The following is a 15,385-nucleotide window of genomic DNA, read 5'->3' as shown; positions in this document are numbered from 1 at the left end:
CGATGGTACCCGTCCGGTGTGGCGGGGACCGGTGAGGGGCGGTGACGCCGGGCCCGGCCGCACCGGGCGGACGCGGCCGGGCCCCCGGTGCGGACGGACCCCGCCCGGGCCGGGGAGCCGGCACGACGACGGGCCCCCGTCACCTCGCGGTGACGGGGGCCCGGAACGATCGGGTGCGATCAGATGCGGTCGCGGCGATCGCGGTCGGTGAGTCCGGTGCCGCGCTCGGCGTCGCTCTCGACCTCGACCTGCTCCTTGCGGACATCGGCCTCGACGCGCTCGGTGTCGCGGACGGTCTCCTTCTCGATCTCGACCTTCTCGACGCCCACGGTCTCCTTGGCGACGACGGGGCGCTCCTCGTGCAGGACCACCTCGACGTCCTCCTCGCCGATGGTGCCGGTGGTGGCCTCGGTGCCGCTGAGCGGAGTGCGCTCGACCCGGACCTCCTCGCGCTCGACGGGGACGTCGACGGTCTCGCGCTCGGTCACCACGTACTTGCGCAGGCGGGCCCGGCCCGTCTCCTGCTGCTCCTTGCCGACGTGCAGCCGCTCCTCGTGGCGGACCACGCCGTTGTCGTCGCGGTCGGTGAGGTCGCGGTCGGTGACGCCGCGGTCCACGTCGGCGTAGCCGGCGGTGCTGTCGCGGTCGGTGACGCCGCGGTCGGTGACGCCGCGGTCGACCTCGGCGTAGCCGGCGGTGCCCGCGCCGGGCACGGCGTTGCGGTCGGTGTCGAGCGTGTCGCCGGCGTCACGGCCGGTGGTGCCGGTGCCGGTGTAGTCGGTCGTGGCGTAGTCCGTCCGGGTGTCGCGGTCGCCGCCGGTGCCGGAGTAGTTCATCTTGTAGTAGCGGTAGATCTCCTCCTCCTCGGCCGGGGAGAGGTGCTGGTCCGCGTCCACGTTCGGGGCGTCCTTGACGACCTCCTTGGCGTAGGGGAGCACGAGGCGGTCGCCGTCCTGCTGGGCGCCCTCGACCGGGACGAAGCTCTCCTTGGTGCCGAACAGACCGGTGTTGACGGTCACGAAGGTGACCTCCTCGGTGTTGTCGTCCAGGAAGACCTGCTCGATCCTGCCGATCTTGTCGCCGTCCGACCCGTAGGCGGTGGCGGACAGCAGCGCGTTGACGTCGTACGTAGCCATGAGAACTCCTTCTCTCGATCTGCCGGGGAACGGGCTCCCAGGAGGGCGCCCGTCGCGGACGAATCCCGCCGGGGGGCGGGGTGCAGCTCATCCGCTGTTATTAGTAACCATACTGGCTATCAGCCCACTGGCCAATGGATTCTCCGAGAGTGAAATCCCTGGATCCGCACCGGCCTCCGGCGCATCATGCCCGGCCTCCGGTCCGCTCCCCGGCGCGGGGGCGGACCGGGGAGCGCACGGCCGCCGGGGTCGCCGGGTCGGCGAGGTCCCAGGCCTGCTCCGCGCTGAGGCTGATCCCGCGGGGACCCGTGCGCCGGATGCGCCCGCGCACCAGCAGCAGCCGCGTGCCGAACAGGTGCTGCCCCGAGCGCTCCTGGGCGTCGGCGAAGAAGGCGCAGTCCACGGCGCCCGTGCCGTCGTCGAGACTGACGAAGACCACCCGCCGGCCGCTGCGCATGGGCGGGGTCATGGTGGAGACCCGCACGCCCGCCACGAGCACCTCGGACCGGTTGCGCAGCTCCAGCAGCCGCTCGGCGGGCACGACCCCCAGCTCCCGCAGCAGGGGGGACCAGCTGTCCAGGAGGTGCGCCGAGACGTCGACCGCCAGCAGGTCCAGCTCGGTGCGCACCTTCTCCTCGACGGTGGGCTCGGGCCGCTCCGCGGGCAGGCCCCGCAGCTCCAGGTCCCCCAGGTCCAGGGCCAGCTGCCCCCGGACCTCCCGGCTCGCGGGGTCCCGGGGCGGGCGGGCGCTGTCCGCCCGGGTGCGCAGGGCGTGCACCAGGTCGGCGCGGGAGGCGGTCCCCCCGGAGCGGCGCAGCAGCCCGTCGAACGCGCCGACGGCGGCGAGACGCTCGAGGGTGCGGCGGGCGGGGCGGGCCCGCTGCCGCAGGTCGGCGAGCGAGGCATAGGGCTGCCCGGCCACGATCCGGCGCACCTCGGCCTGCGAGACCCCGTGGATGCCCGTCAGGGCCAGGCGCACCCCCAGGCGCCCGGGGTCCTCCGCCAGCCGCTCCACCCGGTAGTGCTCGTCGGAGCGGTTGACGTCCACCGGCAGGACGGGGATGCCCATCCGCCGCGCCTCCCCCACGAGCAGGCGCTTGGGGTACATCCCAGGGTCGTGCTCCCAGAGCCCGGCCAGGAACGCCTCCGGGTGGTGGGCCTTCAGCCACGCGGACTGGTAGGTGGGCACCGCGAAGGCCGCGCCGTGGGCCTTGCAGAAGCCGAACGAGCCGAAGGCCGCCAGGATCCCCCACACCCGGTCCACGACGTCCAGCGGGTACTCCCGCTCCCGGGCCCGCTCCCGGAAGTACGCCTCCACCTCGAGCTGCCGGTCGGAGCCGAGCCGGCGGCGCAGCTCGTCGGCCCGGGCGAGACCGCAGCCGGTGAAGGCGTGGAGGATGCGCAGGACCTGTTCGTGGAAGACGGTCACCCCGTGGGTCTCGGCGAGGATCGGGTCGAGGCTCGGGTGGACGGGGACGGGCCGGGACCAGCCGTGGCGGTGCTCCAGGTAGGGCCGGACCATGTCCGAGTGCATGGGCCCGGGGCGGAAGAGGGAGATGTCCACGACGAGGTCGCCGAAGCTCGTGGGCGCCATCTTGCCGATGAGCTCGCGCTGGCCCGGGGACTCGATCTGGAAGCAGCCCAGGGTGTGCGTGGAGCGGATGAGCTCGAACGTGGCCTCGTCGTCGACGGGGACGGACTCCAGGTCCAGGCGGGGCCGTCCCGGGTGGATGCGGGCCACCTCCTCGACGGCGTGGGCGAGGGCGGACTGCATCCGCACGCCGAGGACGTCGAGCTTGAGCATGCCCATGGGGTCCATGTCGTGCTTGTCGAACTGGCTCATCGGCATCCCGGCCCCGCCGGTCTGCACCGGGGTGCGGTCCAGGAGGGAGCGGTCCCCCAGGATCACCCCGCACGGGTGCATGGAGATGTGCCGGGGCAGGCGGTCCAGGCGCTCGGTGAGGTCCACGAGCAGGTCCAGCTGCTTCTCGCGGGACACCTGCTCGGCGAACTCCCGCAGCTCCGGCTGGCGGGCGAGGGTCTCGCGCAGGGCCGAGGCGGGCAGGTGCCACAGCTGCTTGGCCACCGTGTCCACGGTCTCGGGGTCCAGCCCGAGCGCCAGCCCCGCGTCCCGGACGGCGCCGCGGGCGCGGTAGGCGTTCTGCATGCTCATGAGGCTCACCCGCTCCGCGCCGAAGCGCTCGAAGATGCCCCGGTAGACGCGGTGGCGCTGGGCGGACTCGACGTCGATGTCGATGTCCGGCAGGGTCGAGCGGGCGGGGGAGAGGAAACGCTCGAAGAGCAGGTCGTGCTCCAGGGGGTCCACCTGGGAGACGTCGAGCAGGTAGTTGACGAGCGAGGAGACCCCGGAGCCGCGGGCGGCGTGCCGGACGCCCATCGCCCCGATCATCGCGGAGACCTCGGCCACGGTGAGGAAGTAGGAGGCGAAGCCCAGCTCCCCGATCACCGCCAGCTCCCGGTCCAGCCGGGAGCGCACCGCCGGGCTCGCCCGGCGGCCCGGGTAGCGCCGCGCCAGTCCGGCCTCGCAGCGGGCCTGCAGCTCCGCGGTCGCCGGGCGCCGCAGGCCCAGCACGGAGGCCTCGGGCACCACCGGGCGCCCCCAGCCGCAGTCGGACTCCGGGTCCAGGCGGCTGCGGTCGGCGACCCGATGGGTGCCCGCCAGCAGGGCCGCGGCGCCCTCGGCCCCGAGGTCGGCGGCCCCGGCGATCTCCGCGGCCAGCGAGCGCATCTGCCGGGCGGACTTGAGCCAGCCCTGGCCGTTGGGCTGCAGCGGCTCCGCCGGGGGCGCCCGCCGGTCGGCGCGGGCCCCGCTGCCGGGCGGGCCGGCCCGGCCGAGGGCCTCGAGCGGGGTGAGGGCGCGGGCGGCGTCGAGGACGTCGGCGGTCGCCGCCTCGGCGGGGGTGGCGTAGCGCACCGCGTTGGTCAGCACGGGGGTCAGTCCCGCCTCGACGGCGCCGCGCAGCAGCCGCGCCGCGTGGGAGGTGCTGCCCGCGGTGCCGGGGGCGGCCAGGTGGGTGACCACCTCCACGGCGAGCGCATCCGCCGGCAGCCGGGCCCGCCAGCGGGCCAGGGCGGCGCGGCCGCCGCGGTAGCGGCGGGCGGCGAGCTCCTGCCCGACGTCGGAGGACGGCCCGAGCAGCACGGTCAGCAGAGGGCCCGCGTGCCCGGGGCGGACGGCGTGGGCGGCGATCTGCTCCGGGTCCACCCCCGGCGGGCCGCCGCCGGCGTGGGCGGCGGAGACGAGCCGGCACAGGGCGGCGTAGCCGGCGCCGGCGGTCCCGCCGGCGGCGAGGACCAGCACGCGGCCGAGGACGCGCTCGCGCCCGGGGCCGTACAGGGCGAGGTCGGCGCCCAGGACGGGGGCGATGCCGTGCTCCCGGCAGGCGCCCAGGTGCTTGACCGCGCCGTAGAGCCCGTCCCGGTCGGTGCAGGCGAGCACCTCCGCGCCGTCCGCGGCGGCCGCGGCGACGAGGGCGGCGGGCCGGCTCACCCCGTAGTGGGCGCTGAAGGCGGTGGCGACGTGCAGGTGCGGAAAGCTCACACCGGTATTCGAATATGTGTTCGAACTTAAGTCAATTGCAAACGCCGGGGCGGGGCGGGCGGATCACTGCCCGGCGAGCTGGGGCAGCACGGCGTCCCCGAAGGCGTCGAGGAACGCCGCCTGCTCCTGTCCCACGTGGTGCAGGTGAATCTCGTCGAAGCCGAGCTCGGCGTACTCGTGCAGCCACTGCGCGTGCCGGCCGAGGTCGGCGGAGACGTTGACCGCCCCGGCGATCTGCTCGTCCCCGACGTCCTGCTGGACCGCCTTGCGCTGGTAGTCCTGCGGGGAGGCGAGCTCGGCCATGGTGACGGGGTCGAAGACGTTGGTGCGCCACTGGTCGAAGGCGATCGCCCGGGCCTGCTCCGGGGAGGGCGCCCAGCTCAGGTGCACCTGCAGGGCGGACCGCCCGGTGCCGCCGGCCTCGCGCCAGGTCCCGAGCATCCGGCGCAGGTCCTCGAGGGGCTGGTTGACGGTGATGAACCCGTCGGCCACGGGGGCGAAGCGGCGGACGGTGGCCGGGGTGAGGGCGGCCACCAGCAGGGGCGGGGCGACCTGCGGGGGGTCCCAGACGCGGGCGCGGTCGGCGTGCAGCGGTGCGCGGTGGCTGACCTGCTCCCCCGCGTGCAGGCGGCGGACGACGTCGAAGCTCGCCTCGAGGAACTGCTGGCGCTGCTCCTTGTCCGGCCACTCGGGGCTGACCGGGCGCTCGTTGAGCCGCTGCCCGCTGCCCAGGGCGGCCCAGAGCCGGCCGGGGAACATGCGGGCGAGCGTGGCCGTGGCCTGGGCGGTGACCACGGGGTGGTAGCGCCGGCCCGGGGCGTGCACGAACCCGAACGGCAGGTCCGTGCCGGCCAGCGCCGCGCCCAGCCAGGACAGGGCGAAGCCGGAGTGCCCCTGGCGCGGGGACCACGGTTCCAGGTGGTCGGAGCACATGGCGGCGCCGAAACCGGCCTGCTCGGCGTGCCGGACGTCGCGCAGCAGCTGCTCGGGCGGGATCTGCTCGTGGGAGGCGTGGAAGCCGATGGTCGCCATGGGGCCCTCCGGTCGGGGTCGGGGTCGGGGTCGGGTGCGGGACGGGTACCGTCGGCCGGCCCCGGTCAGGGGGTCCGGGGCAGGAGCTCCTCGGCGGGGGTGCAGACGTTGCGCAGCTGCCCGATACCCTCGATCTCGGTGACGACCTCCTGGCCGTCGCGCAGCCAGATCCGGCGGGGCTTCCGGGCCAGGCCCACCCCGGCGGGGGTGCCGCAGGCCACGAGGTCCCCGGGCTCGAGGGTCAGGAACCGGCTGAGGTACTCGACCAGCGCCACGGCGGAGAAGATCATCCGGTCGGTGCCGGAGTCCTGGTGGAGCACGCCGTCGACGCTGCAGCGGATGGCCAGCCCCGCCTCGGGATCGACCTCGTCCGGGGTCACGACCACGGGCCCCACCGGGGTGGTGCGGTCGAAGTTCTTGCCCTGGAACCACTCGGAGGTCCGGCCCTGCCAGTCCCGCACCGAGATGTCGTTCATGATCGTGTACCCGGCGATGGCGGCGCGGGCCTGCTCCGGCGTGGCGTGGCGCAGCGGGGCGCCGATCACCGCGGTCAGCTCGGCCTCCCAGTCGATCTTCTCGGACTCCTCCGGCATGGCGATGGGGTCGGTGGGGCCGATGAGCGCGGTGGCGTACTTCGCGAAGATCGTGGGGTGCTCCGGGATCTCCTGGCCGACCTCCTCCGCGTGGTCGTAGTAGTTGAGCCCCGCGCACAGGATCTTGCCGGGGCGCAGCACGGGCGGGGCCAGCTCCTCCGGGGCGGGCGCGGGACCCGGCTCCCCGGCCGCCCGCAGGTCGCCCCCGGCGAGGAGGGCCCCGACGTCGGGGACGGGCAGGTAGACCGTCTCCCCCGCCTCCTGGCGGAAGGCCTGGGTGGTGCCGTTGCGTCGCACGGTGCCGAGTCTCACGGGTGCCGCCTTTCTGTGCCGCGGGTACTGCGCCTCCGGGCTCCCCGCGCGCGGCGGGCCGGCCCTGCCTCCCGATCCTATGCGCCCGGGGCGGGGCGGACGCGCGCCCCTAGGCGCAGCGCACCACCTGGGCCCCCGAGGCGCTGGTGGCCGCCAGCAGCCGCCAGCGACCGGTGTCGAGGGTGTGGACGAGCTCGAGGGTCAGCAGCTCCGAGCGGACCGTGAGCTGGACCTGGACCCGCCACATCTGCTGGTCCACCGCCCCGGCCCCGCGGTCCCGGGGCAGCCGGGCGTCCTCGGCCCACCACGCCCGGCGCTCGTACCAGCGCACGGGGTCCTGCGCCACCCGGTAGCCCCTCCCGCGCCAGCGCACGGTCACCGGCACGCCGTCGGCGTCGCAGTCCACCTCGACGCCCTCCGTCAGAAAGCCCACGACGGCCCCTCCCTTCCTCGGTCCCGGCGCCCGCCGTGCGGCGCGCACCGTCCCTCTGGAAGCTAGAACACCTGTGCGACAGGCTAACCCTGTACCCCGTTCCGACGGAACACGTGTTCCCCCCGCGCGGGCGTTCCCGCGCGGGCCGGCCCCCGCCCCGCGCCACGCCCGGGACGGGGCGGCGGAGCATGGACAAGGCCGGTGAAATGGATACGCTGAACGCACGGAGGTCTTGCCCCGCGAGACCCCCCTGGTCGTCCCCTGTCCCCTCGTCCGACCCGCGCCGGAGCACCCGGCGCCGACACCACGGAGGCCTCCATGACCGGAACCATCACGCTGATCGCCCACACGGCGGAGAACACCAGGACTCCGGCCGTGTCCCTGCGTCCGGCCACCCCGGAGGACACCGAGAGTCTCGCCCAGCTCTACTACTCCTCCTACGAGCAGGGCGGGGTCTCCAGCCTCGAGGAGGCGCGCACGGTGATCCGGGGCGTCTTCGACGGCGAGTACGGGCCCTTCCTGGCCGAGGCCTCCCCGGTGGTGGTGGACGAGGGCGGGACCCTCGTGGCCGCGGCCCTGGTCCTGGCCCGGCGCGTCGGCGACGACCTGCCCGACGCCCCGTACATCTTCGAGCTGTTCACCGCGGCCTCCCGCCGCCGGCAGGGCCTGGCCGAGCAGCTGGTGCGCTGTGCCATGGGCACCCTCTACGACAAGGGCTACGACCAGGTGAGCCTGCGCATCGCGGAGGACAACGCGGCGGCGCTCGCGCTGTACCTGACGCTCGACTTCAACCGCTGGGTCCCCGAGACGGACTACGAGACGGACTACGTCTGAGCCCCGGCGGGGCCGGGCTTCACAGCGGAAGGTCCTCCCGGACCGGGGGCTCGGCCGCGACGTCCACGAACCGGGCCCAGTGCAGCCGCACGGCCACGAGCCGGGTGCTGTCCTTGCCCGTGGCGCCCGGGTGACGGGACTCCAGCAGCTCACCGGCGTCCTGCGCCGCGGGGCCCTCGAGCACCGCGGCGTGCCCTTCGAGCTGGAACTCCTGGCCGTCCCCGGAGACCACCACCAGGGAGACCCGAGGGTCGGCCCGCAGGTTCGCGTACTTGCGGCTGCGCTCGTTCGTGCCGAAGACCAGCCGCCCGTCCTCGTGGGCCGCGAGGTTGATCCACGCGGACTCGGGGCAGCCGGTGCCGCTGTTGGTCGCCACGACCCCGCCGCCGTGGGTCCGCACGAAGTCGCGGACCCGGCCGAGGGTCTGCCCGGCGCTCAGAACAGGCTCCGCTGCGGGAGGACGAGCTCCGGGGAGTTGTTGCGCACGTTGCCGACAGCCGGGTCCACCGGGTCCAGCACCCACCGGGCGGCCGTCCGGTGCGCCTCGGCCCGGACCAGGTCCACCAGCTGCGGGGCGTCGTCCTCCCCCGGGCGCAGCCAGTCGCCGACGTGCTCGGGAGCCAGCGGGATCGGCATCCGGTCGTGCAGCTCGTGCAGCTGCGTGAGCACGGGGTGCTCGTCGGAGGGCTCCGGGGAGTCGGTGGTGAGGATCGAGCAGGACAGCAGCCACGCGCTCTCCCCGCCGTCCCGGCCGGGCTGCAGGGCCGCCGAGTGCAGCTCCGTGCCCTCGGGCACCCGCCACCACTCGTAGATCCCGGCGAACCAGATGGTCTCCTCCGGGTCGGCCGGGTGGACGTAGTAGGGCTGCTTGCGCCCGCCCCGGCCGGGGCCCGGCTCGCGCTTCCACTCGTAGTAGCCGTTGGCGGGGACCGCGCACCGGCGGGCGCGGACCGCCTTGCGGAAGGAGGGCTTCTCCAGCACGGTCTCGGAGCGCGCGTTGAACATCTTCGACCCGACCGAAGGGTCCTTGGCCCAGCCGGGGACCAGTCCCCAGCGGGCCACGTGCAGCTCGCGGACCAGCTCCCCGCCGCCGTCCCCGCCCGCCAGGCGCTCCAGGACGACCGGCACGTCGGTGGTGGGCGCGGTGTTCCAGTTGGCCCGCAGCCGCTCGGAGTCGGCCTCGCCGAGGCTCTCGTCCGGGACGGCCCCGGTCTCGGCCACGAGGTCGCCCACGGCCCGGGCGATGACGTAGCGTCCGCACATCTGCTGCCTCCTCGGTGTGCCCGGCCCGCGGCCGGGACTCAGTCGGTGAGCGGCCCGTACCCCAGGTACTGGGAGTACATGCCGTACACCTTGCGGATCCCGCGCTCGACGTCGGCCACGGTGGTGCCCGGGCGCAGGTCGTCCACGGCCCCCGCGGTCGCGGGGTCCCACTCCAGGTCCAGGGCGGCGTAGACGTCGGTGAGCACCGAGCGGATGGGCTCGGACTGCTCGACCACCAGCACGGTGCTGAAGTACCAGGCGCCCGCGACCACCCGCTGGGCGGTGCCGGCCAGCTTCACCTTCCGGCCCGGGGTCGACGACGACGCCGGGTGCGTCCCGTGCACGCTGTACTCCCCGGCGCAGTACTCGCCGGGGACCTCCCCGACGTCGGCCTCGACCTCGAGCTCCTCCAGGGCCGCCACCAGCATGTCCCCGAACAGGCGATAGCGGTCCTGGATGCCCGTGGTGGGGTCCTCGGCCGCCTCCAGGTGGTCCACGATCAGGCACCCGCCGTGGTAGGCCGCCGCGCGCCCGCCCACCCGCCGGACCAGGGGCTCGAAGCCGCTCTCGCGCGCGGCCCGGGCGGCGTCGGCGAAGCCCGGGCGCAGCTCGTCCCGGCGCCCGAAGGCGACCGTGGGCGCCGGTTCGTACAGGCGCAGCACGGGGCCGCTGCGGCGGACGTCGGCGAGGAGGGTCATGGCGCTCTCGTAGTCCTGCTGGGCGCCCAGGGACTCGCGCTGGCGGAGTAGTTTCATGCTGGGTCCCACTCTAGCCGCGGGTCAGCGCGCGGCGATGCCGCTGGCGCGGAACCACTGCCCCAGGGCCACCGCACTGACCTCGACCTTCTCGGCCCACGCGAGCGCGGCCTCGTCGGCGGCGTCGGAGACGTGCTTGACCATCCGCAGCGGCACGCCCAGGTGCCGGCAGGCCACCGCGATCGCCCAGCCCTCCATGTCCACGAGGTCGGCCCGGGCGGCCAGGGCCTCCCGGGCGGGCCCGCCGGCCACGAACGAGTCCCCGGTGGCGAGGACCGGTCCGGTGCCGCCGAGCTCGATGACGTTGTCCACGGGGATCCCGGCCGCGCGCAGTAGCTGCTCGTCCACGTCCCGGTTGATGATCCGGGAGGGCTCGTGCACCCCGTGCAGCCCGTCCCGCAGCGCCCCGGCGCTGCCGATGTTGAGCACCGTCAGCTCCGCCCGCCGCGCGGGGTCCGGGCAGCGGGTGAGCACCGCCTCGGTGGTGCGCACCGCCGCCGCCGACATCCCGACGCCGGTCAGGACGAGGTCGACGTCGTCCGGGAAGTACTTGGTCTCCAGCGGGTGGGCGGCGAGCACGAGCAGTTTCTGCACCCGCCCACTCTACCGGCCCCCGCCTGCCCGCACCCGCCCCGGGCGCCCCGCACCCGGCGGGGGCGTCGTGGCCGGGCGGGCGCGGGGACGCGGTGCGGCGTCTCAGCGCGGGCGGGGGGCGAACAGCGCGGCGAGCCGGCGGTCGGAGTCCGCCTGGGCCCGGAGGTCGTAGGCGCCGCCGGTCACGAGGAGCTCGTCCGCCCCGGTCCGGGCGAGCAGCTGCTCCAGGCCCGCCCGGACCTCGGGGGCCGTGCCGTGCACCGAGGCCGCCAGGGACTCCTCCACCAGGCGCCGCGCCCGCTCCGGGAGCGCCCCGGGGTCCGCCGCCCCCGCCGGCTCCAGGGGCGGGAACTCGCCGCGCGTGCGGGAGACGGCCAGGGCACGGGCCTCGGGCAGGAGCAGCCGCCGGGCGGCCTCCCGGGTCCGCGCCACGGCGACGTTCGCCGAGACCACCACGTGCGGCTCCGGCCACCACGGCGACGGGCGGAACCGCTCCCGGTAGCGCTCCAGCACCGCGGCGGCGCCCGCGGGGCCCGGACGGTGCAGGGCGGGCCCGCCCAGCACCACGGCGAGTCCGGCCCGCGCCGCGACGTCCACCCCGGCGCCGGTGGCCAGCACGAAGACCGGGGTCGCGGCGTGGTCGCGCGGGCGGGCGGTCACGGGGGCGGTGCCGGAGAGGTGGGCGAGCAGCTCGGCGAGGTCGGCCCCGAAGCGGTCCGCGGCCTCCGGGCCCGTGCGCAGGGCGTCCCGGACCGCGCCGGTGAACCCGAGCGAGCGGCCCACCCCGAGGTCGATCCGGCCGGGGTGCAGGGCCTGGAGGGTGGCGGCCTGCTCGGCGACCACGAGCGGCTGGTGGTTGGGCAACATCATCCCGCCCGAGCCGATCCGGATGCGGCGGGTGCGGGCCGCGGCCGCGGCCATCAGCACCGCCGGCGCGGAGCCCGCGATGCCGGGCACCCCGTGGTGCTCGGCCACCCAGAACCGGTGGTAGCCCAGCTCCTCCGCCCGCTGCGCCCGCTCCAGCACGTGGGCCAGCGCCTCGGCCTCCGTGGACCCGCGCCGGGTGGCGGCGCGGTCGAGCAGGGACAGGGTGGTGTCGGAGAGGGGCATGTCCGGCTCAACCCCCGCGGCGGGAGAGGAATTCCGGGGCCGGTCCGGCTCAGCCGGACCGGCCCACGGCCTCCTCGGCGGCGACCCAGCCGAGCATCGCGCACTTGACCCGGGCCACGAACCGGGACACCCCGGCGAAGGCGGCGGCGTCGCCGAGGACCTCCTCGTCCGGGACCACGGTGCCGCGGGACCGCAGCAGCTCCCGGAACGTCCCGATCAGCTCCACGAGCTCGGCGCGGGTCATCCCGGGGGCGGTCTCGGCCAGCACGGAGGCCGCGGCCATGGAGATCGAGCAGCCCGCCCCCTCCCAGCTGATCCGCTGCACCACCGGCTCCGCGCCCTCCGCGCCCGGGACCAGCTCGGCGCGCACGGTGATCTCGTCGCCGCACGTGGGGTTGTACTGGTGCGACTCGCCCACGGCGTGACCGGGGGCCGGCTCCGCCAGGCCCTCCCCGGAGCGCCGTCTGGCGTGGTCGAGGATCACCTCCTGGTACAGCCCGTCCAGCGCACTCACCGGGGGCTCCCGGCGCCGAAGTAGGCGCGGACCCCGGCCAGCTCGGCCAGGAACCGGTCCACGTCCTCGGTGGTGGTGTAGAGGTACCCGCTGGCCCGGGTGGTCGCGGTCAGCCCCAGCGCCCGGTGCAGCGGCTGGGCGCAGTGGTGGCCCACCCGCACCGCCACCCCCGCGACGTCGAGGACCTGCCCGACGTCGTGGGCGTGCACCCCGGCCACGTCCACCGCGGCCAGCCCCACCCGCTCGGCCCCCGGGGGCGGGCCGATCAGCCGGACCCCCTCCAGCTGCGCCAGCCCGGCGGCCAGCCGCTGCCCCAGCTCCCGCTCGTGGGCCGCGACCCGCTCCATCCCGATCCCCTGCAGGTAGCGCACCGCCGCGGCCAGGGCCACGGCCTGGGCGATCCGCTGCGTGCCGGCCTCGAAGCGGATCGGCGCCGGCAGGTAGGACGCGGACTCCATGGTGACCCGGGTGATCATCGACCCGCCGGTGAGGAACGGGGGCATCGCGTCCAGCAGCTCCCCCCGCCCCCACAGCGCCCCGATGCCGGTGGGCCCGAGCATCTTGTGCCCGGAGAACACCGCGAAGTCCACCCCGAGGGCGGGCAGGTCCACCGGCAGGTGCGGCACCGACTGGCAGGCGTCCAGCACGGTGACCGCCCCCACCGCCCGGGCCAGGCCTACGAGGTCCGCGACGTCGGTGACCGCCCCGGTGACGTTGGAGACGTGGCTGAAGGCCACCACCCGGGTGCGCTCCCCGATCACCTCACGGGCGGCCGCGTGGTCGAGCAGCCCGGTCCCGTCCACGGGGATCCAGCGCAGGGCGGCCCCGGTGCGGGCGGCCAGCTCCTGCCACGGGATGAGGTTGGCGTGGTGCTCGGCCTCGGTGGTCACGATCTCGTCGCCCGGCCCGAGCCGGAACCGCTCGGCGGCCGCTCCCCCGCGCCCGGCCGCGGCGTTGGAGAAGGAGTAGGTGATCAGGTTGATCGCCTCGGTGGCGTTGGAGGTCCACACCAGCTCCGCCTCGGCGGCCCCGACGAACCCGGCCACGACCCGGCGGGCCTCCTCGTAGGCGTCGGTGGCCTCCACCGCCAGGGCGTGGGCGCCGCGGTGCACCGCGGCGTTGCGGTGCAGGTAGAACTCCCGCTCGGCGTCCAGCACCGCCAGCGGCTTCTGCGAGGTCGCCCCGGAGTCCAGGTACACCCCCGGGGCACCCGCCAGCAGCGGGAAGTCCTCCCGGATCGCCCGCACCTCGGCGTCGGTCAGCGGCTGCACGTCGTTTCCGTCCATGGTCCGACACTCTACGGCCCGGGCGGGTCGCTAGGGTCGGCGGGGCCGGAGATAGGTGCGGCCGCTGGCGTCCTTCTCCACCACGTACTCCTGCTGCAGGTTCTCGTACCACTGCCTGGTCTGCTCGCTGGGCCGGTCCTGGCCCCGCAGGTCGCGGCGGCTGCGCGCGGCGGGGCCGTAGAAGCGCATGGTGAAGTCGTCGAAGCGGCGGAAGAGGCTGCGCCGGGGCCGGTCCGGCTCGGCGTCGGGGGCCTGGTGGTCGGTCATGGTGTCCTTCCCGGGGATCGGTCCGCGGCGCCGGCAGGTCACCGGCGGGGTCGGCAGGTCCGCTCGCCGTCGCACGGCCCCGCCGGCGAGGAGGGCGGGTGCGCACCGGCACGGGCGCCGGGGCGCGCGGGGCACAGGACCATGATCGCCCTCCCGGCCACCGCGGGGCAAAGGCGGTGCCCGTGCGAGCGGTCCGGCGCCTGCCCCCTCCCGCGCGCCGCCGGGGCGGACTACGCTGGGCGGAACTGGTCGAGAGGTGCAGGATGGACGACCGGACGATCGCCAGGACCCAGGCCCGGATGATCCGCGCCGCGATCAGCGACGCCGGGCTGGGCGTGGGCGAGCTGTGGGGGGAGTACCGCCGCAGCGGCGGCGAGGTCGACGAGCTGGAGGTCGACGCCTACCTCCACCACGCCCTGCACCTGGTGCCCCGGCACCGGGACAGCCTCGCGCGCGTCACCAACCGCATGGTGCCCGGCGCCCGGGTGCCCTGCTCCCGGGACCTGCGCCCCATCGACGGCATGTCCGAGACGTGACCCGGCCGCGGCGGGGCGCCTCCGGTCCGATATCGTCACGGCCATGACCCCACACCACGCAGGACGGACGCTCACCGCCGGACTGGTCGGATACGGCATGGCCGGGCGGCAGTTCCACACGCCGCTGCTGCGGGAGGCCGGCTGCCGGGTCACCGACGTCGTCACGACCGATCCCGCTCGTCGCGCCGAGGCCGGCGCCGACTGGCCGGGGGTGTCGGCGCACCCCGACCTCACCGCGCTGCTGGAGGCCTCCCGCCCGGACGTGCTGGTCGTCGCCTCGCCGACGGGCCGGCACGTCGAGCACGCGCTGGCCGGTCTGGACGCCGGGATCCCCGTGGTCGTCGACAAGCCGCTGGCCCTCGACCTCGCCGGCGCCGCCGCCGTCGCCGGGCGGGCCGAGGCCACCGGGACGCCCCTGACCGTCTTCCAGAACCGCCGCTGGGACGCCGAGCAGCTGACCCTCGCCCAGGTGCTGGCCGAGGGCCGGCTCGGGGACGTGCACCGGTTCGAGCGCCGGTGGGAGCGCTGGCGCCCGGTGCCCCGGAACCGGTGGCGGGAGAACGCGGTCGGTGCGGGCGGCGGGCTGCTGCTCGACCTCGGCCCGCACCTCGTGGACGCCGCGATGCAGCTCTTCGGCCCCGTGACCGGGGTCCGGGCCGAGCTGCGCGCCCTGACCACGCCCACGGAGGACGACGTCTTCCTGGCCCTGGACCACGCCTCCGGCACGGTCAGCCACCTGTGGGCCGCGAGCCTGGCGGGCGCCCCCGGGCCGCGGACCCGGGTGCTCGGCTCGGCGGGCGCCTTCCTGATGCCCGGCCACGAGGACAGCCCCGGCCCCTTCGACGTCCTGGCCCCCGGGGACGGGATGACCGGCTGGCTGGTCCGCGGCGCCGAGAGCACCCCCGTGCCCACCGCCGCGGGCGGGCCCGCCGACTTCTACCGGGGCGTGGCCCGGTGGATCCTCGACGGGGCGCCCGCCCCGGTGGACCCCGCGGACGCCGTCGCCACGGCCGCGGTGCTCGACGCCGCCCGCCGCAGCGCCGCCACGGGCGCCCGGGAGACCCCGGCGGCCCCCGCCCCGGTGGACGGCCCGTAGGCACCGCCGGGACGGGACGGCCGGGGAACGCGGTGAGGACCGCCCCGCCGGCCGCCTCCGGA

16 protein-coding genes are annotated in these 15,385 nt (G+C 75.8%); 3 read left to right on the top strand and 13 right to left on the bottom strand.

All coding sequences use genetic code 11. The features are described 5' to 3' along the window. Positions 1 to 179: 179 nt before the first annotated feature. The 5 genes from ACWCOM_RS16785 to ACWCOM_RS16765 form a co-directional block, all read right to left on the bottom strand. Positions 180 to 1,136 (bottom strand): PRC and DUF2382 domain-containing protein, encoded by a 957-nt coding sequence (locus ACWCOM_RS16785; RefSeq protein ID WP_454549886.1) that lies wholly within the window; start codon positions 1,134 to 1,136, stop codon positions 180 to 182. Between the two features lie 184 nt (positions 1,137 to 1,320). After that, positions 1,321 to 4,698: a DNA polymerase III subunit alpha gene (locus ACWCOM_RS16780; RefSeq protein WP_454549885.1), complete on the bottom strand. Its 3,378-nt coding sequence runs from the start codon at positions 4,696 to 4,698 to the stop codon at positions 1,321 to 1,323. 63 nt (positions 4,699 to 4,761) lie between these two features. Continuing rightward, entirely contained in the window at positions 4,762 to 5,730 is a 969-nt protein-coding gene (locus ACWCOM_RS16775) for a TIGR03885 family FMN-dependent LLM class oxidoreductase (protein ID WP_454549884.1), read from the bottom strand. A 65-nt stretch (positions 5,731 to 5,795) separates the two neighbouring features. After that, positions 5,796 to 6,635 carry a fumarylacetoacetate hydrolase family protein gene (locus tag ACWCOM_RS16770; protein ID WP_454549883.1) on the bottom strand — a complete coding sequence of 280 codons (840 nt, stop codon included), beginning with the start codon at positions 6,633 to 6,635 and terminating at the stop codon, positions 5,796 to 5,798. Positions 6,636 to 6,744: 109 nt separating this feature from the next. Beyond that, positions 6,745 to 7,068 carry a DUF6504 family protein gene (locus ACWCOM_RS16765; protein ID WP_454549882.1) on the bottom strand — a complete coding sequence of 108 codons (324 nt, stop codon included), beginning with the start codon at positions 7,066 to 7,068 and terminating at the stop codon, positions 6,745 to 6,747. Positions 7,069 to 7,386: 318 nt separating this feature from the next. Between ACWCOM_RS16765 and ACWCOM_RS16760 the strand changes: the two genes are divergently transcribed. Beyond that, the gene (locus ACWCOM_RS16760) at positions 7,387 to 7,902 is read left to right on the top strand and encodes a GNAT family N-acetyltransferase (RefSeq protein WP_454549881.1); all 516 of its coding nucleotides are present in this window, start codon (positions 7,387 to 7,389) and stop codon (positions 7,900 to 7,902) included. 19 nt (positions 7,903 to 7,921) lie between these two features. On the opposite strand, the gene ACWCOM_RS16755 is transcribed toward ACWCOM_RS16760, so the two are convergent. The 8 genes from ACWCOM_RS16755 to ACWCOM_RS16720 all read right to left on the bottom strand — a co-directional run bounded on the left by ACWCOM_RS16755 (position 7,922) and on the right by ACWCOM_RS16720 (position 13,691). Beyond that, on the bottom strand, positions 7,922 to 8,302 hold the full coding sequence (locus ACWCOM_RS16755; RefSeq protein ID WP_454549880.1) for a pyridoxamine 5'-phosphate oxidase family protein: 381 nt from the start codon (positions 8,300 to 8,302) through the stop codon (positions 7,922 to 7,924). Positions 8,303 to 8,337: 35 nt separating this feature from the next. Next, complete coding sequence (locus ACWCOM_RS16750; RefSeq protein ID WP_454549879.1) at positions 8,338 to 9,165, bottom strand: SOS response-associated peptidase; 828 nt, start codon at positions 9,163 to 9,165, stop codon at positions 8,338 to 8,340. 38 nt (positions 9,166 to 9,203) lie between these two features. Further along, positions 9,204 to 9,920, bottom strand: coding sequence for a lipoate--protein ligase family protein (locus ACWCOM_RS16745; RefSeq protein ID WP_454549878.1), 717 nt, complete (start codon positions 9,918 to 9,920; stop codon positions 9,204 to 9,206). A gap of 24 nt (positions 9,921 to 9,944) precedes the next feature. Further along, a complete protein-coding gene (locus ACWCOM_RS16740; RefSeq protein ID WP_454549877.1) occupies positions 9,945 to 10,514 on the bottom strand; it encodes a nucleosidase in 570 nt (189 codons plus the stop codon). Positions 10,515 to 10,616: 102 nt separating this feature from the next. Beyond that, on the bottom strand, positions 10,617 to 11,624 hold the full coding sequence (locus ACWCOM_RS16735; RefSeq protein WP_454549876.1) for an MsnO8 family LLM class oxidoreductase: 1,008 nt from the start codon (positions 11,622 to 11,624) through the stop codon (positions 10,617 to 10,619). Between the two features lie 49 nt (positions 11,625 to 11,673). Next, positions 11,674 to 12,138 carry a Fe-S cluster assembly sulfur transfer protein SufU gene (gene sufU, locus ACWCOM_RS16730; RefSeq protein WP_454549875.1) on the bottom strand — a complete coding sequence of 155 codons (465 nt, stop codon included), beginning with the start codon at positions 12,136 to 12,138 and terminating at the stop codon, positions 11,674 to 11,676. Next, entirely contained in the window at positions 12,135 to 13,424 is a 1,290-nt protein-coding gene (locus tag ACWCOM_RS16725) for a SufS family cysteine desulfurase (protein ID WP_454549874.1), read from the bottom strand. Before ACWCOM_RS16725 ends, sufU begins: the two co-directional genes overlap by 4 nt. A 30-nt stretch (positions 13,425 to 13,454) precedes the next feature. Then, positions 13,455 to 13,691 carry a hypothetical protein gene (locus ACWCOM_RS16720; RefSeq protein ID WP_454549873.1) on the bottom strand — a complete coding sequence of 79 codons (237 nt, stop codon included), beginning with the start codon at positions 13,689 to 13,691 and terminating at the stop codon, positions 13,455 to 13,457. A gap of 263 nt (positions 13,692 to 13,954) precedes the next feature. Between ACWCOM_RS16720 and ACWCOM_RS16715 the strand changes: the two genes are divergently transcribed. Continuing rightward, complete coding sequence (locus ACWCOM_RS16715; protein ID WP_454549872.1) at positions 13,955 to 14,227, top strand: hypothetical protein; 273 nt, start codon at positions 13,955 to 13,957, stop codon at positions 14,225 to 14,227. 43 nt (positions 14,228 to 14,270) lie between these two features. Then, the gene (locus ACWCOM_RS16710; RefSeq protein ID WP_454549871.1) at positions 14,271 to 15,323 is read left to right on the top strand and encodes a Gfo/Idh/MocA family protein; all 1,053 of its coding nucleotides are present in this window, start codon (positions 14,271 to 14,273) and stop codon (positions 15,321 to 15,323) included. Positions 15,324 to 15,385 lie beyond the last annotated feature (62 nt).

The sequence above is a fragment of the Kocuria sp. KH4 genome, from assembly GCF_053711175.1.
This window is presented reverse-complemented; position numbering and strand designations above follow the sequence as displayed.